General features: G+C 56.5%; 6 protein-coding genes. 2 read left to right on the top strand and 4 right to left on the bottom strand.

The window, feature by feature from the left end; all coding sequences use genetic code 11:
- Positions 1–111: 111 nt before the first annotated feature.
- The 4 genes from K2I50_RS01650 to K2I50_RS01635 form a co-directional block, all read right to left on the bottom strand.
- Complete coding sequence (locus K2I50_RS01650) at positions 112–4446, bottom strand: choice-of-anchor J domain-containing protein (RefSeq protein ID WP_301024512.1); 4335 nt, start codon at positions 4444–4446, stop codon at positions 112–114.
- A gap of 380 nt (positions 4447–4826) precedes the next feature.
- Positions 4827–6902 (bottom strand): hypothetical protein, encoded by a 2076-nt coding sequence (locus K2I50_RS01645; RefSeq protein WP_301024511.1) that lies wholly within the window; start codon positions 6900–6902, stop codon positions 4827–4829.
- A gap of 11 nt (positions 6903–6913) precedes the next feature.
- Positions 6914–9013, bottom strand: coding sequence for a pectate lyase family protein (locus K2I50_RS01640; protein ID WP_301024510.1), 2100 nt, complete (start codon positions 9011–9013; stop codon positions 6914–6916).
- A 182-nt stretch (positions 9014–9195) separates the two neighbouring features.
- Positions 9196–12675 carry a pectinesterase family protein gene (locus K2I50_RS01635; protein ID WP_301024509.1) on the bottom strand — a complete coding sequence of 1160 codons (3480 nt, stop codon included), beginning with the start codon at positions 12673–12675 and terminating at the stop codon, positions 9196–9198.
- Between the two features lie 327 nt (positions 12676–13002).
- Between K2I50_RS01635 and xyl3A the strand changes: the two genes are divergently transcribed.
- Positions 13003–15567 carry a xylan 1,4-beta-xylosidase gene (xyl3A, locus tag K2I50_RS01630; protein WP_301024508.1) on the top strand — a complete coding sequence of 855 codons (2565 nt, stop codon included), beginning with the start codon at positions 13003–13005 and terminating at the stop codon, positions 15565–15567.
- Between the two features lie 15 nt (positions 15568–15582).
- The gene (locus tag K2I50_RS01625) at positions 15583–17283 is read left to right on the top strand and encodes a glycoside hydrolase family 43 protein (protein ID WP_301024507.1); all 1701 of its coding nucleotides are present in this window, start codon (positions 15583–15585) and stop codon (positions 17281–17283) included.
- Positions 17284–17365: the final 82 nt, after the last annotated feature.

The raw sequence follows: 17365 nt of genomic DNA, 5'->3' as shown, positions 1-17365 counted from the left end.
TATTTTAGTGCTTTATAACATAAAAAACTCATATTGATAAAAAGAGCATCCCCGGGGCGCAGGGTACGCTCCGGGGATGCGGAATGAGGTTGTTGTAGCGGTAACTGTAGCTTATCGTACTACGAGCTTGGCCACTTCGGATGATGCTTTCACGACATAGACTCCGGCGCCTACGCTGATTTCAGTCACAGCCTCGCCACGGCCGTTGTATATGACACGGCCATCGGCAGCCGATACCATGACGGGGAGGCCTTCGCATCCGGTGATTACGATGCGTCCGGCCTCGGCACGGATTACGATGTCATCGGCCGAGGGTGTATCTATCGCCGAGGTGCCTGCACCGACTGTTTCGGAGCCTTTCGACTCTCGCTCACCGTAGAGTGCTGTCACAGTCCAGAGGTGTGAGTCGGGGCTGTCGACATTGTCGGTATAGGATGTGGAGGCGACAGGTGTGTCGTTGACAAGCCGGCCGTCGCGGTACACATTGTAGCCTGTCACTTCCATTCCGTATGACGAAAGGGGAGTGAAGGTGACGTCGTCGAGCATCAGCATGAACGAGTTGGTAGCGCAAGAGCGGATGGCGAAGTAGCGGGCTCCCTGGGGCACGTCGGCCTGGTAGAGTGTCCATGAACCGGGCACTTTGTCGACTGAGAAGCCGGTGGCGGTGAAGTCGGCAGGATTGAGCGAGCCGGTGGAGTAGAGTACCTCGATACGCTCGGGATAGTCGGCGCTGTAGCTGCGGGCGTAGAACGATACGGTCTGAGCGTCGCCGCTGAGCTCGGGCGAAATGGCCCAGTCGTCGGTAGTGCCGTTGTCGTAGCGGGCGAATGCGGCGAGATACTGCTTGCCTGAGTGGGGGCTCAGGTATTTGTTGCCTTCAAACATGCCGGTAGCGCTGAACATGAAGAATGATGCGAGGGTCTTTCCGGCGTCGATGCCTGGGAGGTCGACTTCGCCGAAACCGCATATGGCCGATGCGTCAAGGTCTCTCATGGCCCATCCTTCGGCATAGTGGCTCCACGCCTCGGTCGACTCGAAGTCGTCGGTGACGGGCGATGCGGGGGTTGTCGCTACTTCGGGAGCTTTCCAGGTGAGGGCCACGCTGCCGTCGGTCGACTTGATGGCGGCCAGGGCTGTCGGGGCAGGGAGGGGCGACACCATAGGAGTCACGGTCAGAGTCTCCGACGCATCGTTGTCGTTGGTGGTGTCGTCGGTGTGCGACACGATAGCCTTGAAGGCGATAGCCTTATCGGCAAGCGGGCTCATGGTGGCGGTGAATTCCACAGAGCCGCTTCCGAGAGAGGGTATGGCATCTCCGTCGACAATGTCATAAAGGTCGCCGTCGGCATAAAGCTCTACGATGTAGTCGGCGGCATTTTCAGCGCCGTTGTTGGCGATGTCGACAGCAATCTTGAATTGCTCGCCGCCTCTTACATGGGCAGGCGCGCTGATAGCCTTAACCTCAAGGTCGATACCGGCCATCGACTCTACATTGATATTGTCGATATATGTGGCTATGTAGGGGCGGTCGTGGGTGGTTGCGGTAAACTTCAGGCTTATGTTGCGTCCGGCATATTCGGCGAGCGACACGATTACCTCATGCCATCCGCGTGTCTGGCCGATTTCAACTACAGTCTTGTTGAAAATCTCGGTCCATTCGCCGCCGTCGGCGCTCACGGCTACAGCCAGAGGATTGAGGTCGGCCTGGTCGTTGTCGGGAGTATAGCTGTAGAATCGCAGGATGGGGGCTTTCATGTCGGCCAGGCTAATCTTGCCGGTCATCATCGCTCCGCAGTATCCGGCGAAATATCCGTTCATGGTCATCAGACCTCCGTCGCCGTCCTGTGAGGTAACGTCGCTGTCATCGGCCTGGGGCGCCCAGTTGCCGTAGTTGATGCGCTCGGTAAGGTAGATTGTCGACGCGCGGCCTCCGGGGTATGATTCATGGAGCTCCTTGTAGGGAGTACCGGCGGGGATGCTCTTGGTCATAGTCTTTCCGCTCTCGCCGCGGTCGGTCACAGCCGAAACGGAGTACTGTACAAACTTCTGGGTGCCGGCCTCCACACCTGTGAATGTGAATGAAGTGCCTGACACGTTTTCAGCCACCAGCTCTCCGTAAGCGTTGACGTCGTAAATGTTGTAGCGCACTCGGGCGGGATTGATGGCATTGCCGTCGGCAGAGACGGATACCTCGTCCCACGACAGTGTAATCTCGCCGTCGGAGGCCTCGGATATGGCTACCGATGCGGGATCGGCTGCCAGCGGAGTGCCGATGAAGGCAGTCAGAGTGGCTTCGGGTCCGGCATCCTCGCCCTTGAAGGCAACGGCGCGATAGGTATAGTCGCCACCCTGCTCGAGGATATCATCGTAGGTGAGGATGGCGCCGGGAGCCGGAGAGGTGAATGTATGCACGAGGGTCTCGCCGCGGCTCAGCTCAATGCGGTCGATTGCCGAGATGGCGCTTCCGCTCATGTCGGTAGTGGGTGCCTTCAATGACACGGTGGCCTTGTAATCACCGCCGGCGTCGGAAGTTACGGTAAGCTCGGTGGGGCGTGAGGGTGCACCGGCGTTTATGCCGGTCTCCACCGATATCATGCACACCTCGAGGTTGTACATGTCGGCATCGGATATACCGTGCAGACCGATGTGGTATGTGCCTGAAGTGGCAGGTGCTATGAAGTCGCCGAATGTCTCGAAGTCGCCTGAGAGTGTCACAGGCTCGACGAGTGTCGATGTCATGTCGGCGGGAGTAGCGCCGGCACCCCATTTTGCTTCGATTTTTTCAGGGTAGCGCGAGTTGGAGCTGCGAGCCTTGAAGGTGGCGCGATACAGCTTGCCGGCCTCAAGCATGAGCGGGGGCGATATCAGCCAGTCGTCCATGGTGACTGTGCCGTACTTCACGCGTACGAGACCGGATGCATATTCCCATGTCTTGCCGTCGCCGTTGGCATCGACTACAGTGAAGAATCCGATAGATTCGGGCGAGCCGAACTCCTCGGTCCAGGGGAGCACGGGATTGCCGCATACCACTTTGTTGGATTCGGTGGAAGCCGATACGTATGAGTGGTTGTCGGCGATGACTGTATAGCTGTAGGCCTGCATTCCGGCAGCGGCGTCGGGGGTGTCGGTCACGGATGTGGCGGTGACGTTACGTGCTATCACTACATCGCCGGGGATGCGTGTCACGGTGTAGGTAAGTGAGGCAGCGTCGATGTATCCGCCGTCGGCTGACTCTGTTACGGGATTCCATGACACGGAAATTGTGCCGTCGGAGTTTTCAGCAGCCACACCTTCGGGTGCTTTCGGTGTGCCGAAGCCCACAAACTTGTCGACAGTCACCTTGGGCGATGAGCCTTTGTCGTTGGCCACGAAGATGGTGAAGGTGTATTTTCCGCGCTCGGCAACGGTTATCTCGGCCTTTGTGTCGGCTCCGAATGATGTGGTGCCCTTTGCAGCCTCGCTGCCGTTGCAGAGGATTGTATATGAAATCTCTCCGGAGGCCTCAGTGCCGTCGTAGAGCGATGACGGGGCGGTGAAGCTGACATAACCGGTGAGCGAGCCTCCGTCGAATGAGGTTTCGGCGCCGGTCACTGCGGCCGGAGCGTCATCCTCGGCGGGAGGAGTGGGTACGTAGAGGCCCACCACCTGGCGCCCTGCGGCGAAGTCCATGAGTTTTGTGGCCTTTCCGGTGTTGAGGTCGACTTCGCAGAGATATGTCTGGGCACCGCCGGGACCTACAGTCCAGAACATGCGTCCGGAGCGCGGGTCGATTGTGGCCGAGCCGGTGATGAGCGGGAGCTGACCGGTCTCTCCGACGAGGGTAGTCTCTCCGGTGAGGCGGTCGATTTTGTGCAGCGACGAGGAGTTGACTTTTACCGATGTGCCGTATATCTCCACGTCAGAGGATATGCCGTAGAGCTGTCCCGATGGGGCTGCTGCGATTGCAATCCAGTTACCATCCATTTCGCGGATGGGGGTTACGGTCTCTCCGGCCTTGTCGTAGGTGATGGTAGCGAGCACCATGCCTGTATTTTTCTCGTTGGAGAAGAATCCGTAGATTTTGTCATCGTAGGGATTCAGTGTCAGGTCGTAGGGGAGGGCTGTCAGTTTGGGATAATTGGTCCAGAGTTTGCTGCCGTCGGTCATCGAATATGCATCGACATAAACGATTGTGCCATACTGGGCATTGCATCGGGTGGCATAATATACGTCGCCGTACATTATTCCGTTGTAGAACGATGCGTATCCGGGATCCATGGCGATATCCATCTGCCATGTTCCGCCGTCTGTGACGGGAAGCGTCCACAGTCCGGTCAGGGTTTCATCCTGCGACGAGATTACCATGCCTTTCATCTGTGGCACGGTAGTGGATGTGTCGGCAGCAAGCGATGGAATAGAGATTCCTGCGGCATAGAGAGCCGCCAACATAGTAACAAGTTTTTTCATTAAATAATTTAAGTGAATAATGATTGGAAGTATATTGCGATGATATACACAATTTTAAAGGTGCAAAGTTACGGAAAATAGCTGTTAGTACAAAATAAGCTCATGTTTAAGCATGTGTGTAAACATGTGCTTATTTGTGTTGTGCGTTTCACCCGACAATATCGTGCGGCAAAAAAAAGCTCCGCCTCTGTGTCACACAGAAGCGGAGCCGAATAGGTTGCGTTGTTTATGGATATTTGAAAATGTCTGTGAAAAAATATGTGATTAAATCTAAAAATGCAGCCTATACGTGTTTACTTAACCCAATCTTTTTAATCCTTAGATGGTCAGGCTCTTGACTGTATGTTGGTACGGTCGGGAGCCTGACCGTTGAATATCGTCTATCTGCGTATGAATATTTTTCGTCCGTTGTGTATATACAGTCCGGGTGTCGACGGCTGTCGGTCGAGACGTATACCCTGTAGTGTATACCATGCGTCGTCGGCGTCTTCGCGGGTATCGCCCTCAATCTCTTCAATGCCCGATGTGGATGAGTTGGCGGTGTAGAGAGTGATGCGCACGCATGGGCGGTTGCCTGTGAAGCTGAATGTAAGCGACTCTTTTGCGGGTTGGGAGAGTGTGACTTCAAATGAGTCGGGATTGTCGGTCGAGGCGGTCTTGGCTATGACATAGTCGCCGGCTTCAAACTCGGCTCCGTTGAGTGCGATGAGCGATGCATCGGAGTATTTGTCGGATGTGTAGTATGTGCATCCCTCAAACTTCATTCGGCTCACTTCGGCATATGTCGGGAGGGTCACAGTGTGGGTGACATCCTCGTTGAATCGGATGAAGTCGCCCTTTGTACCGTAGCCTTTGCCTTCGGTGTTTGATATGGATATTCCGTTGCCGAAGCTCCAGGAAGAGCCTTCGCGGTTGGCTGTGCATATGGTGTAGCTTTCGGCCACCGGGTCGGAGTATATTATGGAGCCTTCGGTGGTTCCGCCTTCGTTCTGTGCCTCGGTTATGTGGTCGACGAGCGAGTTGAGGTATACCTCGAGCATGGTGTAGCGGTCCTGGTCGAGAGTCAGAGCGTCGGCAGGGTTGTTGGGGTTGAGACCATGTTCGGTTTCCCACTCGTCGGGTATTCCGTCGCCGTCGGTGTCGACAGGAGCAGTGATTGATTCCAGTTCGGGCCATGCCGACCAGTTGGCGGGTGCATCCGAAGGCTTGTTGTCCTCCTGGCTGTTTATGAGGCCGCGGCTGTTGCCTTTGCCGGTGTATGTTGCTGTGCCTTTTCTGGCGTCGGAGATGATGAAGTCGTCGTGGGAGTCGCGCGACAGCGATGCTCCGGCATAGTCGAGCACACGTGCGTAGGCGTCGTCGGCCGAATGGGTGGTGGTGGAGATAAAGTCGATGGGAGTGTCGAGGCGGAGCGCGTCGTCGCCGGGATATGTTCCGTCGGTTGCACTGTCGCTTTTGTCAATCTGGTTGAGGAATCCGTTTTTCCAGTTGTCGGCGGTCACATCGGCATATTTCGTGTTGACGTTTCCTTCCACGAAGTATTTTCCCCAGAGGTGTAGGGCCGGGGTATATGCGGGATATGTGGTGCAGTAGGAGTTGGTGCGTACGCCTACGCCTGCAATACGTCGGCCTCGGTAGTTGGTGGGGGTTGCGGGGCCGGGCTTGTAGTAGTTGTTGACGATGTTCACGTTCATGCCCTCGCCGCCGTAGCATCCGTTGCCTCCGAAGTTGTAGATGACATTGTTGCGCATGTCCATGCGTTCGTCGAGCTGGGTGGTGGGACGCGGACCGAGTCGGGGAGTGCGCGATCCGTGGTGGGCTATCAGGTTGTGGTGGAATGAAGCGCCTGAGCCACCCCAGTTGCCTCCGTATCCGTGGGCGCCCTTGGAGTGTCCGGCGTTTACGAGGCTCTGGTCGATTATGCTCCACTGCAGCGTGGTGTTGGAGTTGCCGAGTATCGAGCAGCATTCGTCGATACTCCATGAAATCGAGCAGTGGTCGATGATTACGTCGTGGGTGTCCATCACCGACAGTCCGTCCCATCCGTCGGCTCCGTTGGCGGTCACATTCTTGTTGCCGAGGCGGAATCGCATGTAGCGTACGATACAGTTGGCCGATACGTTTACAGGATAGTCGGCGATGCATATGCCGTCGCCGGGCGCGGTCTGTCCGGCTATGGTGGTGTTGGATGAAATGGTAAGGCCTGAGGATAGATGTATTGTGCCCGATACGTCGAATACAATAGTGCGCGGACCCGACTGTGCGAGTGCCCAGCGGAGGGTACCTTTCAGCTTGGCGTCATCCTTAAGGTTGGTGACGTGGTATACATTGCCTCCGCGTCCGCCTGTGGTGTAGCGTCCGAAACCTTCGGCTCCGGGAAACGCAGGAGTCTTTTCCGGAGTCTCGGCTGCCGATACGAGCAGCGGCAATGCGATGATGGGGAGAAGATATTTCATGATTCGTCAGGTTAATTACGTATGATTATTTTGCGTCCGCGGTGGATGTAGAGTCCGGGGGCTGATGGCTCGGCGGGGAGCCTGTGGCCCTGGAGGGTGTACCAGGCGGTATCGTAGGAGCCTTCGGGCTGGTCGCGGCGAATCTCGCCGATGGCGGCTGTGGCCGGTGGATTGGAGGTGAAGAGGGTAATCCGCAGGCATGGGTTGTTGTCTTGCCATACGAATGTGATTTTGTCGGTCGCAGGCTCTGCCAGCTTTATTTCGAAGGATGAGGGAGCGGTGGATATGTCGGAATTTTTCGCGATGGCGAATGTTGATTCCGGGTAGACGGTGCCGTTGAATTCGGTGAGAGAGGCGTCGGAGTAGCTGTCGGAATTGTAGTATGTGAATCCCTCGAAGCGTATGCGGTCGACCTCGGCACGCGAGGGGAGGGTGAGGGTATGGCGCACGTCGCGGGTGAGGCGTATGTAGTCGCCGCGTGTGCCGTAGCTTTTTCCGGCGTCGTTGGAGAGTGTGATATCGTTGCCGAAACTCCAGGTGGAGGGGATGCGGGTGGAGGTGGCTACAGTGTAGGAGGGTTGGATGTCGGGCAGGTATTCGCAGTCGCCGTCGGTGGTTCCGCCCTCGTTCTGTGTGGAGGTGATATGGTCGACGAGCGAGTTGATGTATACCTCTACCATGGTGTAGCCTTCGTCGTCGGTCAGCAGCGCATCTGCCGGGTCGGCCGGGTCGAGCCCGCGGGCGAGTTCCCATGAGTCGGGCATACCGTCGCGGTCAGTGTCGAGGGGCGCTTCCTTGGAGTTGAGTACCGGCCATGGATTCCAGTTGTCGGGAGCATCGGCAGGGCGGTTGTCGTAGGGAGAGTCGATGATTCCCTTTGCATTTCCGGCGCCTGAGCCGGTGTAGGTGGCATAGCCGTTGCGCACGTCGGATACCATCAGTGCGTCGTGTGAGTCGCGCGACAGTGACGCTCCGGCGTGGTCGAGCACCCGTTGGTAGGCATCGGCCGCGGAGTGGGTTGTCACGTGGTAATATTTCATCGGCTCTTTGAGGCGCATGCGGCTCTCGTCGAGGTTGTATTTTTCGGGATTGTTGCGATAGGTGTCGGAAATCTGCTGCCATATGCCCAGGCCCCAGTTGTCGGCATCGACCGCCGGGTGGCGTGAGTTGACGTTGCCGTCGACAAAGAGTCGGGCCCATACGTGGTACATCTCGTGTCCCTCCTGCTCGTTGACTGCCACTCCGCATATGCGGCGCTGGTAGCCGACTGCGCGCGACGCTATTGTGCCGGGTCCCGGCTTATAGTAGTTGTTGACGATGTTGGCGTTCATGTTCTCGGCTCCGTAGCAACCCTGTCCGCTCCAGTTGTACATCACGTTGCATCGGAAGTCGGTGGTGTCGCGTGCTCCTGTGGCGGGTCGTTCGCCCAGTCGCGGACAGCGCGAGTCGTGGTGCACGAGCAGATTGTGGTGGTACGATGCACCCTCTCCGCCCATCATTGCTCCATAGCCGTGAGTTTTTTTCGAGTGGCCTCCGTAGCGCAGGCTCTGGGATATTATACACCATTGTACGGTGGTGAAGCGGTTGCCGTAGATGGAGCAGCATTCGTCGACGCTCCATGATATAGAGCAGTGGTCGACTATGATGAGGCGCGAGTCGACGGCACCGAGCCCGTCGGGCTCAAATCCGTCGCCCTCGATTTCGGCCATGCGGTTGCCTGGCCTGAAACGCATGTAGCGGGCTATCACGTTGGAGCAGGCGAATGTCACCGGGTAGTCGGCCACGCATATGCCGTCGCCCGGCGCTGTCTGTCCGGCGAGTGTGAGGTTGCCGTTGGTAATCTTGAGGTCGCTCTGGAGGTATATTGTGCCGGAGACGTCAAAAACTACGATGCGCGGCCCCGTCTGTTCGCATGCCCAGCGCAGCGACCCGTAGCCGGAGTCGCGCAGATTGGTCACGTGCAGTACCTTTCCACCACGTCCGCCTGTCACATAACGCCCCCATCCCTCGGCTCCGGGGAATGCCGGCGTGCGCTCTATGCGCTCCTGTGCCGAGGCGGCTACGGAAGCGATGATGAGCATCATGTATGTAATCAGGAGTCTGGTTTTCATGACATCGTAGATTGGTCGGTGCAAAATTAGACAACATGTACAGCATGCGGGGGTGAAAATTTGCCGAAAGATGGTGGATTCGGGCAAATTGCAGGTGGAAATTACGACACGTCGGTGTAAACAAGCGGGGCACGCCTCGGATGTGGCGTGCCCCGTGTCGGTGGGTATAGATTATAGAAAGATTATTTTATCATCTTCTCGGAGCGGCGTGTGCCGTCGGGGAGGATTTCCACGCGTATCACAGTGCCTTTGGTGTCGGCGTCGACCTGTACACCCTGGAGGTTGTAGTATACGGCAGATACCGCCTGATTCTCGCCGATTACAGCGTCGATGCCTGATGTGCCGCCTGTCACAGCCTCGGATGCAGCTCCCAGACCGCCGTGGGCGTTGGCTGCGCGTACGGTGTATGAGGCTCCGTCGTTGGCGTTGAGGTCATAGCTTGTGGCTGAGGTGTGGGCGAGGTATTCTCCGTTGCGGAATACGGCGTAGCCCGATGCGTTGGCGACAGCCGACCATGTGAGGGTTGTTCCGGAGATGGCTGCGCTTTCAGGAGCCGCACACTGCAGTGTGGCCGATGCGGGATCCCAGGAGTCGTTGCCGCAGAGTACGTTGCGTACGGTAAGGCGTGCGGCCTCTTCCTCAGAGAGTATGGGAGTGTATGTGTTGGTAGATGTCGGAGAGTTCTTGCGGGTGCTGAGGTCGATGGGGTTGCCGTCCTTGTCCATAGAGTTGTACTCGTAGAAGTGGGTCGGAAGAGTACCCATCGAGCCCCATCCTTCGGCGCTTGCCTCGGCAATCATGATTGTGTTGAGGAAGTATGCGCGGGGTTCGTTATGCCAGGGGCGTCCGAGCGCATATGGTCCGTAGCCCGATATGGTGTTGCTCTCGAATACGTAGCCATACTTGTTGTTGACCGATGTAGAGGGGGCTGTGATGTAGCCGCCTTCAATCTCATGGATGATGTCGCAGTGGTCGAAGAAGTGGTCGCCTCCGCCGCAGATATAGTCGACAGAACCGTGGATGAAGCAGCGGTCGAGATAGCTCTGGTTGCCGGTGACATATGTGTCCTGAATCGACTGGAGGGCTACATTTGACATGATGTCCTTGTTGCCGCCGTAGAATGCAGCACCTACGCCCTGGCGCTTGTCAGCACCGAAGTCGAGGTCGTTGCGGATGGTGAGATCCTGGAAGTATGTGGCGGTAGCGTTGCGTGTAGAGATGATGGGGTTGGAGATACCGGTGCGGTTGCCGTGGAGGATTACGCCTTCGCGGCTCTCACCGATAATCGACACGTTGTATGCGCGGAGAGTCTGCTCTTCCGAGCCGAAGTCGTAGTCGCCGTTTTTCACGAAAATCACAGCACGCGGAGCGTCGGCAGTGTTGTTGGAGGCAGCCACTGCGGCAAACGCTGATTTCCATTCGTCGACATTGCCTACAACTATAGGTTCGATGGCCTCGACTGTGGCAGGAGCGCCTACGGTCATTGAGAGGACTATGTCCTTGTCATTGACATTGCCGAATGTGTCCTCGGCCTTTCCGGCGGGAATCACGAGCTGGGATGTGGCATTGTAGGGGAGATCCCATACCTTGAAGCGTACTGTAGCTCCGGCTACTTCGCCTTCGACAGCCTGCTCGCCTACAAATGCTGTGACGCTCTTCATCTCGCGGTCGAAGTTGAATGTTGCCACTGCGTGGTTGATATTGGATGTCGGTGTTGCAGAAGCGCTGTTGACTGCGGGCGGTGTGGAGAGTGCTTCCTTATTGATGAGGATTTCAAACCATGCCACGGGCTGGCTGCCGGGGGTGAAGAGGAATTTTACGGGAGTGCCTGCTTTGTGGCCCTCGAAGTTGACGAAGATGTTTTTCTCCGCTCCGTCGCCATTGCGGAAGTATGTGGCGGTGGGGAGATAGACTGTCGCGCCTTCGGAAGTCACATATCCGATTGTGCCGGGGGTGTAATTGTCCTTGAGATTGGTAAACTTGATCTGCTTGATTACCACGTTGGTGGGTACGGAGAGTGTGATTTCGGTGTTGTTCTTGAATTTGAACTGTGTGCCACCCCATCCGTCGTTGGCGGGATTGAGTGAGTAGGATCCGTTGCTCCACGAGCCGTCGGCCTGGTTGAGCGAGGAGTCGTAGACGAGTTTTACCATCTCGTCGTTCTCGGCTGCGTTGTAGATATGGAAGCCTGCTACGTTGATTGTATAGTTCTTGCTCTTTGAGCCGGCTTCGCCCTTGAAGGTGAATGTGCCTTCGGCGCCGTTGACAGTACCGGTAGCGGTCACTTTGCTGTTGTCGGAGAATGTGGCCACGATTGTAGGCTCGGCGGTGAAAATCCAGTCGCTGAGAGTCGCGGTAATGTCGGTGCCCGATGCGTTGAGTGCTTCCAGCAGTTCGGCGGGAGCATTTACTTCGTCGATGGTGAGAGAGTTGACGATGATGTCGCCTATGCGGTAGAGGCGGAGTGTGTAGGTGTCATTGAACACGAGCACACCCTCTTCGGCCGCTACATTGAATGTGACGATGGTCTGTGTGCTGCCTGCGGGAGTGGGAAGGGTGAATGTGCCGTCGCCGTTGTTGGTCACAGCCACGGCATTGCCATCTCCGTCGACAGCTGTCGCGGTAATGATTGCGTTGGCATTGGCGTTGGTCTTGACGGTGGTTGTGGCGGCGAAGTCGAGCGGAAGGTTGCAGTTCCAGTCGTATCCCTCACCGGCGGTCACATCCTGACCGTCGATTGCCACGCCGCGGAATGTGGCGCAGTGGTCGGCAATTTTCTCGAGCACCATATCCTTGTAGTTGGCGATGAAGCCGCCGTGATTGGCATTGAACACGAGTTTGAGCACTTTGCGGCCTGTGGTCAGTTCGCCCTCGAGGTTTATTACATGCTCTGTGTAGTTAGGCGATTCGGCGGGGAGGGTCCAGTTGGTCTCAGCCTCGACGACATTGCTCTGGTTGGTGACTGTGACATTGAGCACTCCGTCGCCATAGCGCGACACCGGAAGGGTCATGGCGTATACACCGGCCTGGTCGACAGTGATTTCGTTGGAAGTACCGCATCCGTTCTTTACGTATCCGATATTCTGGCCTTCGTTGCGTGCACCTCCTATGAGAGTCGATTTTGCGATGGTGACAGTGCCGGGGATGTGTTCGCTATTGTCGACATCGTCGCTATATAGAGCGAGTCGGCCCCAGTTGCCGGCATAGTTGCTCCCTTCGAGGTCGCGAGCCTTGAGGGTGAGGATGTAGTTGCCGGCGGGGAGTACCGGAGTGTAGAATTTGGATGTTGTCGATGGAGACCATGAACCGGTGTTCTCCATCTTGTGGACGGCTTTGAAGAGAGTGTCGCACTCTGCGGTGGATATGGATATGTCCATATACGCAGTGCCTTTGTGTCCGGTAGCGATGGTGAACTGATAGCTGCCTTCTGCCTCGCTGACGAGATTGAAGGTGACATTTGTGTTCTCACCGGTAGAGCCGATGTTGTCACCGTTGTTTTCGACTTTGCCTGATGTGCCGTTGAAGTCGCAGTTGTTCCAGTCGATGAATGTTCCGGCCGGAGTGGGGATTGCAACGGGATCGCCCGTAGCAGCGGCGGTCGAGAGTCCTCCTATCGCCATTATGGCCGACAGGGTCAGGGCTGAATTAAGATTTTTAAACATGAATGATGGTTGATTTTAAGGTTATGGATGCCGGATTAATCTCTCTCCGGCGTCCTTAACGGATATTGGATTAGAAATAAAAATCAGTTTATGGCTATTTGCACAATTGGCTTTGTAGACAAAATTATGTCAAAGATTGAACCGGAGAAATACTCCGGGCGCGCGAATCAGTCGAAAAGTCAAAAATTACACCCTTTCCGACAAATTTGTGCTATCGCTGTCCCGCCGGGGCTTTTTGCGATAATAAGTGCGCTTTAATGAGCGATATACGATTTATCTTCGCAAAAAAACATAGAAAGCAAATATTGTTAACAAGTTCTTAACCTTATGAGACTACCACGAATTATAATCATGCTTGTGGCTGTCGGCTCAGTAGTAGCGGGACATGCCCAGCGCGTACCTTATCTTGACGCGTCGCTCAGTCCTGAGCAACGTGCCGCCGATCTTTGCGGACGTCTTACCATAGACGAGAAGGCCAGGCTGATGATGAACAGTTCGCCGGCGATAGAGCGCCTTGGTATCCCTGCGTTCGACTGGTGGAGCGAGGCTTTGCACGGTGTGGGACGCAACGGGCTTGCCACTGTGTTTCCGTCGTGTATCGGTATGGCGGCCTCGTTCGATGATGATATGATCGACCGTGTGTTTACCGCAGTGAGCGACGAGGCCCGTGCCAAAAACACCGAAGCACGCCGCCGCGGTCAGATAGGCAAGTACAAGTGTCTGAGTTTCTGGACACCGACAGTAAATATCTTCCGTGACCCTCGCTGGGGCCGCGGTCAGGAGAGCTACGGCGAGGATCCATATATGAACGGGCGCATGGGCACGCGTGTGGTGCAGGCGCTACAGGGCGACACCTCCCGGAAGTATATCAAACTGCTTGCCTGCGCAAAACATTTCGCAGTACACAGCGGCCCCGAGAAGACCCGTCATAATTTCAATATAGAGAATCTGCCCGCGCGCGACCTGTGGGAGACTTATCTCCCGGCATTCCGTAATCTTGTGCAGGACGCCGGAGTGAGAGAGGTGATGTGTGCCTACCAGCGCTTTGAGGGTGAGGCATGCTGCGGCAGCAACCGCCTGCTTCAGCAGATACTCCGCGACGAATGGGGCTTTGACGGAATGGTGGTGAGCGACTGCGGAGCCATCAACGATTTCTATCTGCCTAAGCGCCACGGTGTGGCCGAGGATGCCCGTACGGCTACCGCACTTGGTGTGATGAGCGGTACCGATGTCGAGTGTGGCTCGGTATACAAGCATCTGCCCGAGGCTGTGAAGAGAGGCTATCTCAGCGAAGAGGCTGTCGATGTGTGTGTAAAGCGTCTGCTTGCCGAGCGTTTCCGTCTCGGTAATTTCGATCCCGACTCTCTTGTGGAGTGGACGTCGATACCGATGAGTGTGGTCGACTGCAAGGCCCACCGCGACCTCGCTCTGCAGGCGGCGCGCGAGCAGATGGTGTTGCTTAAAAACAACGGAGTGCTCCCTCTGGATACTGACAGGAAGATAATGGTGATGGGCCCCAATGCCGCTGACTCGACAATGCAGTGGGGCATATATTACGGACAGCCGAGCCATACGGTGACTATACTCCAGGGTATGCGTGGCCGTCTGGGCGAGTCGCTGCCGTACATGCAGGCCTGCGGCATAACATCGTCGACAGAGAAGGTAAGCATCTTCGACCGCATTACCGGCGAAGACGGCGCTCCGGGTATGACCGGAACCTACTGGAACAATACGGAGATGGCCGGCGCGCCGGCTGCGACAGCGCGGTATACCTCACCGGTAAATCTTGACAATGGCGGCAACACTGTGTTTGCTCCCGGAGTCGAGCTCGAGCATTTCACTCTGCGCCTGCGCGGGTCGTTTGTAGCCGAGGCCGACGAGGAACTTGATGTAATCTACAACAATGACGACGGATTGCGCATCATCATCAATGGCGACACTGTGCATGAGCGCTGGAAGGCTGAGCCGCTTAACCACCGTAGCCGCAAACTTCCGGTAAAGAAGGGTGAGCGATATGATATCGGCGTGGACTATATGCAGGTAGCTGATGCCGCCACTCTCAACTTCGACATATGCCGCCAGAAGGAGCTTACTGTCGATGAGGTGGTGGCTCGTGCCGGCGATGCCGACATAGTAGTGTTTGCCGGGGGGATATCTCCCGCATTCGAGCGCGAGCAGGCCAAGGTGCGCGAGCCTGGATTTGACGACGGCGACCGTACGTCGATAGAGCTTCCTGCCATACAGCGCGAGATACTCCGCGCTCTCAAGAGGGCGGGCAAGAAGGTGGTTCTTGTAAACTGCAGCGGCAGTGCTGTGGCCCTGTCGCCGGAGCTGCAGAGCTGCGACGCCATACTCCAGGCCTGGTATCCCGGTCAGGAGGGTGGCACGGCGGTAGCCGAGGTGCTGTGCGGCGATTTCAATCCGTGCGGCAAACTGCCTGTGACATTCTATTGCGACGACGCCCAGCTGCCACCCTTCGACGAGTACCGTATGGAGGGACGCACATACCGCTATCTGCGCGAGGCTCCTCTGTTTCCGTTTGGCTACGGACTGAGCTATACTACATATAAGTATGGCAAGCCACGGTATGCCGACGGGGTAGTGACTGTCGAGGTGCGCAACACCGGTAAGGTTGCCGGCACTGAAATAGTGCAGCTCTATCTGCGCCGTCAGGGCGACGCCAAGGGACCGAACAAGACTCTGCGCGGCTATGAGCGTGTGACACTCGCTCCGGGCGAGAAGCGCATGGTAAGCATCCCTCTGTCGGGACAGCAGCTTGAGACCTGGGACGAGGAGTCGGGACGCATGCGTGTGATGCCGGGCCGCTATGATGTGATGGTAGGCCCGTCGAGCCGCGACAATGAGTTGAAAACCATAACTATAACAATTTAAACGCTTTCCAGCCACATGAGACTGACACAGAGCATATACTCGTTGGCGATAGTGGCAGCTATAGGCGCCGCATCGCTTACGGCAGGACAAAAAGCTGTCGGACAGGCCGAGTTCAGTTCGTTTGTATATATCGGAAACGATGATTATTATAATGCCAATCCTCTTAAGGAGGATGGCGATTTCTACAATCCGGTAATCGCCGGATGGTATTCCGACCCGAGTGTGGTGCGTACGGGCGATGACTATTATCTCGTCACCTCCACTTTCGGCTATTTTCCCGGAGTGCCTCTGTACCATAGCCGCGACCTTGTCAACTGGCGGCTTGTGCGCAATATCCTTGACCGTCCGGAGCAACTGCCCGGGCTGGTAGGGCAGAGCCTTGACCGCGGCGGCATATATGCTCCGCAGATATCGTACAATCCCCATAATTCCACCTACTATATGATAACCACGGATGTGGGGCGCAAGAACGGGCATTTTTATGTCACCGCCACCGATCCCGAGGGTTCGTGGAGCAATCCGGTGTGGCTTAAGGGAATCGACGGCATAGACCCATCCCTGTTTTTCGACGACGACGGTAGCGCATACATAGTATATAAGGAGGATACGTCAGGGCGTCCGAAGTGGAGCAACTACCGTTGCATCCGGTTTATCGCCTTCGACCCCGAATCGGGGCAGACCGTAGGCGAATCATGGCCTTTTGCCGAGGCCGGAGTGGGTCCGGAAGAGCATCTCGACCGCGACGAGGGTCCGCATATCTACAAGATTGACGGCCGTTACTTCCTTATATGTGCGGAGGGCGGCACCGGCAACCATCATTCGGCGGTTATCTATCGTGCCGACAGCCTGCGCGGAGAGTTTACGCGCTGGAGCCGCAATCCGGCTCTTACGCAGCGCTATCTCAAGGACAAACGTACGAATCCTATCACCTGCACCGGACATGCCGACCTTGTGATGACTCCGGAGGGTGAATGGTGGGGTGTGTTTCTCGGATGCCGTCCCGGTCCCGGAGGCTTTCAGGCTCTCGGACGTGAGACATACCTTATGCCTGTGAAGTGGAGCCGCGACGGATTCCCGTATTTTACACAGTCGCAGGATACTGTGCCGCTGACTCTGCACCGCGCCGGTGTGAAGCATGACCCCGCGGGGAGCAGTTCGGGCAATTTCACCTGGAGCGACGACTTCAGGGGCGAGAGCCTGCGTCCGGAGTGGATCGGGCTTCGCGGCAGTACGGCTGATTATTGCCATCTCGACGGGGACAGACTGCATATGCAGTGCAGCCGCGAGCTGTCTACCGGTCGGGGAGTGCCCGCATATGTCGGACGACGCATCCAGCATCACAAGTTTGAGGCTTCGACATGTGTCAGATTCAAGCCGCGCAACGGCGGTGAGTCGGCCGGGTTGCTTATGCTTAAGAATGAATCGAGGCAGTATTATCTTGCAGTATGTGGCGACCGAGTGGAGTTGCGCACACTCTCTCCAAAGGAGGTGCGAGTGATTGCGTCGGTGAAGATGCCATGTAAGGCGGGACGGGATGTCGAGCTACGTGTGGTTTCCGACGGCATATGCTATGATTTCTACGTGAGGGAGGCTGCGCGCGATGCTGACTGGACTCCGGTGGCAGAGGATGTGGATGCATCTTATCTTGCCTGTGAACGCACAGGCGGATTTACCGGGGCGACGATAGGCCTCTATGCAGAGAGCAGAGACGAATAGATGCTGGTATAAGAGCTTGTTTAATAATAAATGTTACCGTCAGGGCGGTCAATCGTCGAGCATATTTTCGCTTGTGATGAGG

Origin of the sequence: Muribaculum sp., assembly GCF_029051885.1 — a bacterium.
Classification (GTDB): domain Bacteria; phylum Bacteroidota; class Bacteroidia; order Bacteroidales; family Muribaculaceae; genus Muribaculum.
Note: the sequence above shows the minus strand (reverse complement) of the source record. Positions and strands in the feature narration are given on the sequence as shown.

Excerpts from the sequence above, each read along its gene's own strand:
- K2I50_RS01650 (WP_301024512.1), bottom strand. The coding sequence starts at position 4,446 with ATGAAAAAACTTGTTACTATGTTGGCGGCTCTCTATGCCGCAGGAATC.
- K2I50_RS01645 (WP_301024511.1), bottom strand. The coding sequence starts at position 6,902 with ATGAAATATCTTCTCCCCATCATCGCATTGCCGCTGCTCGTATCGGCA.
- K2I50_RS01640 (WP_301024510.1), bottom strand. The coding sequence starts at position 9,013 with ATGAAAACCAGACTCCTGATTACATACATGATGCTCATCATCGCTTCC.
- K2I50_RS01635 (WP_301024509.1), bottom strand. The coding sequence starts at position 12,675 with ATGTTTAAAAATCTTAATTCAGCCCTGACCCTGTCGGCCATAATGGCG.
- xyl3A (WP_301024508.1), top strand. The coding sequence starts at position 13,003 with ATGAGACTACCACGAATTATAATCATGCTTGTGGCTGTCGGCTCAGTA.
- K2I50_RS01625 (WP_301024507.1), top strand. The coding sequence starts at position 15,583 with ATGAGACTGACACAGAGCATATACTCGTTGGCGATAGTGGCAGCTATA.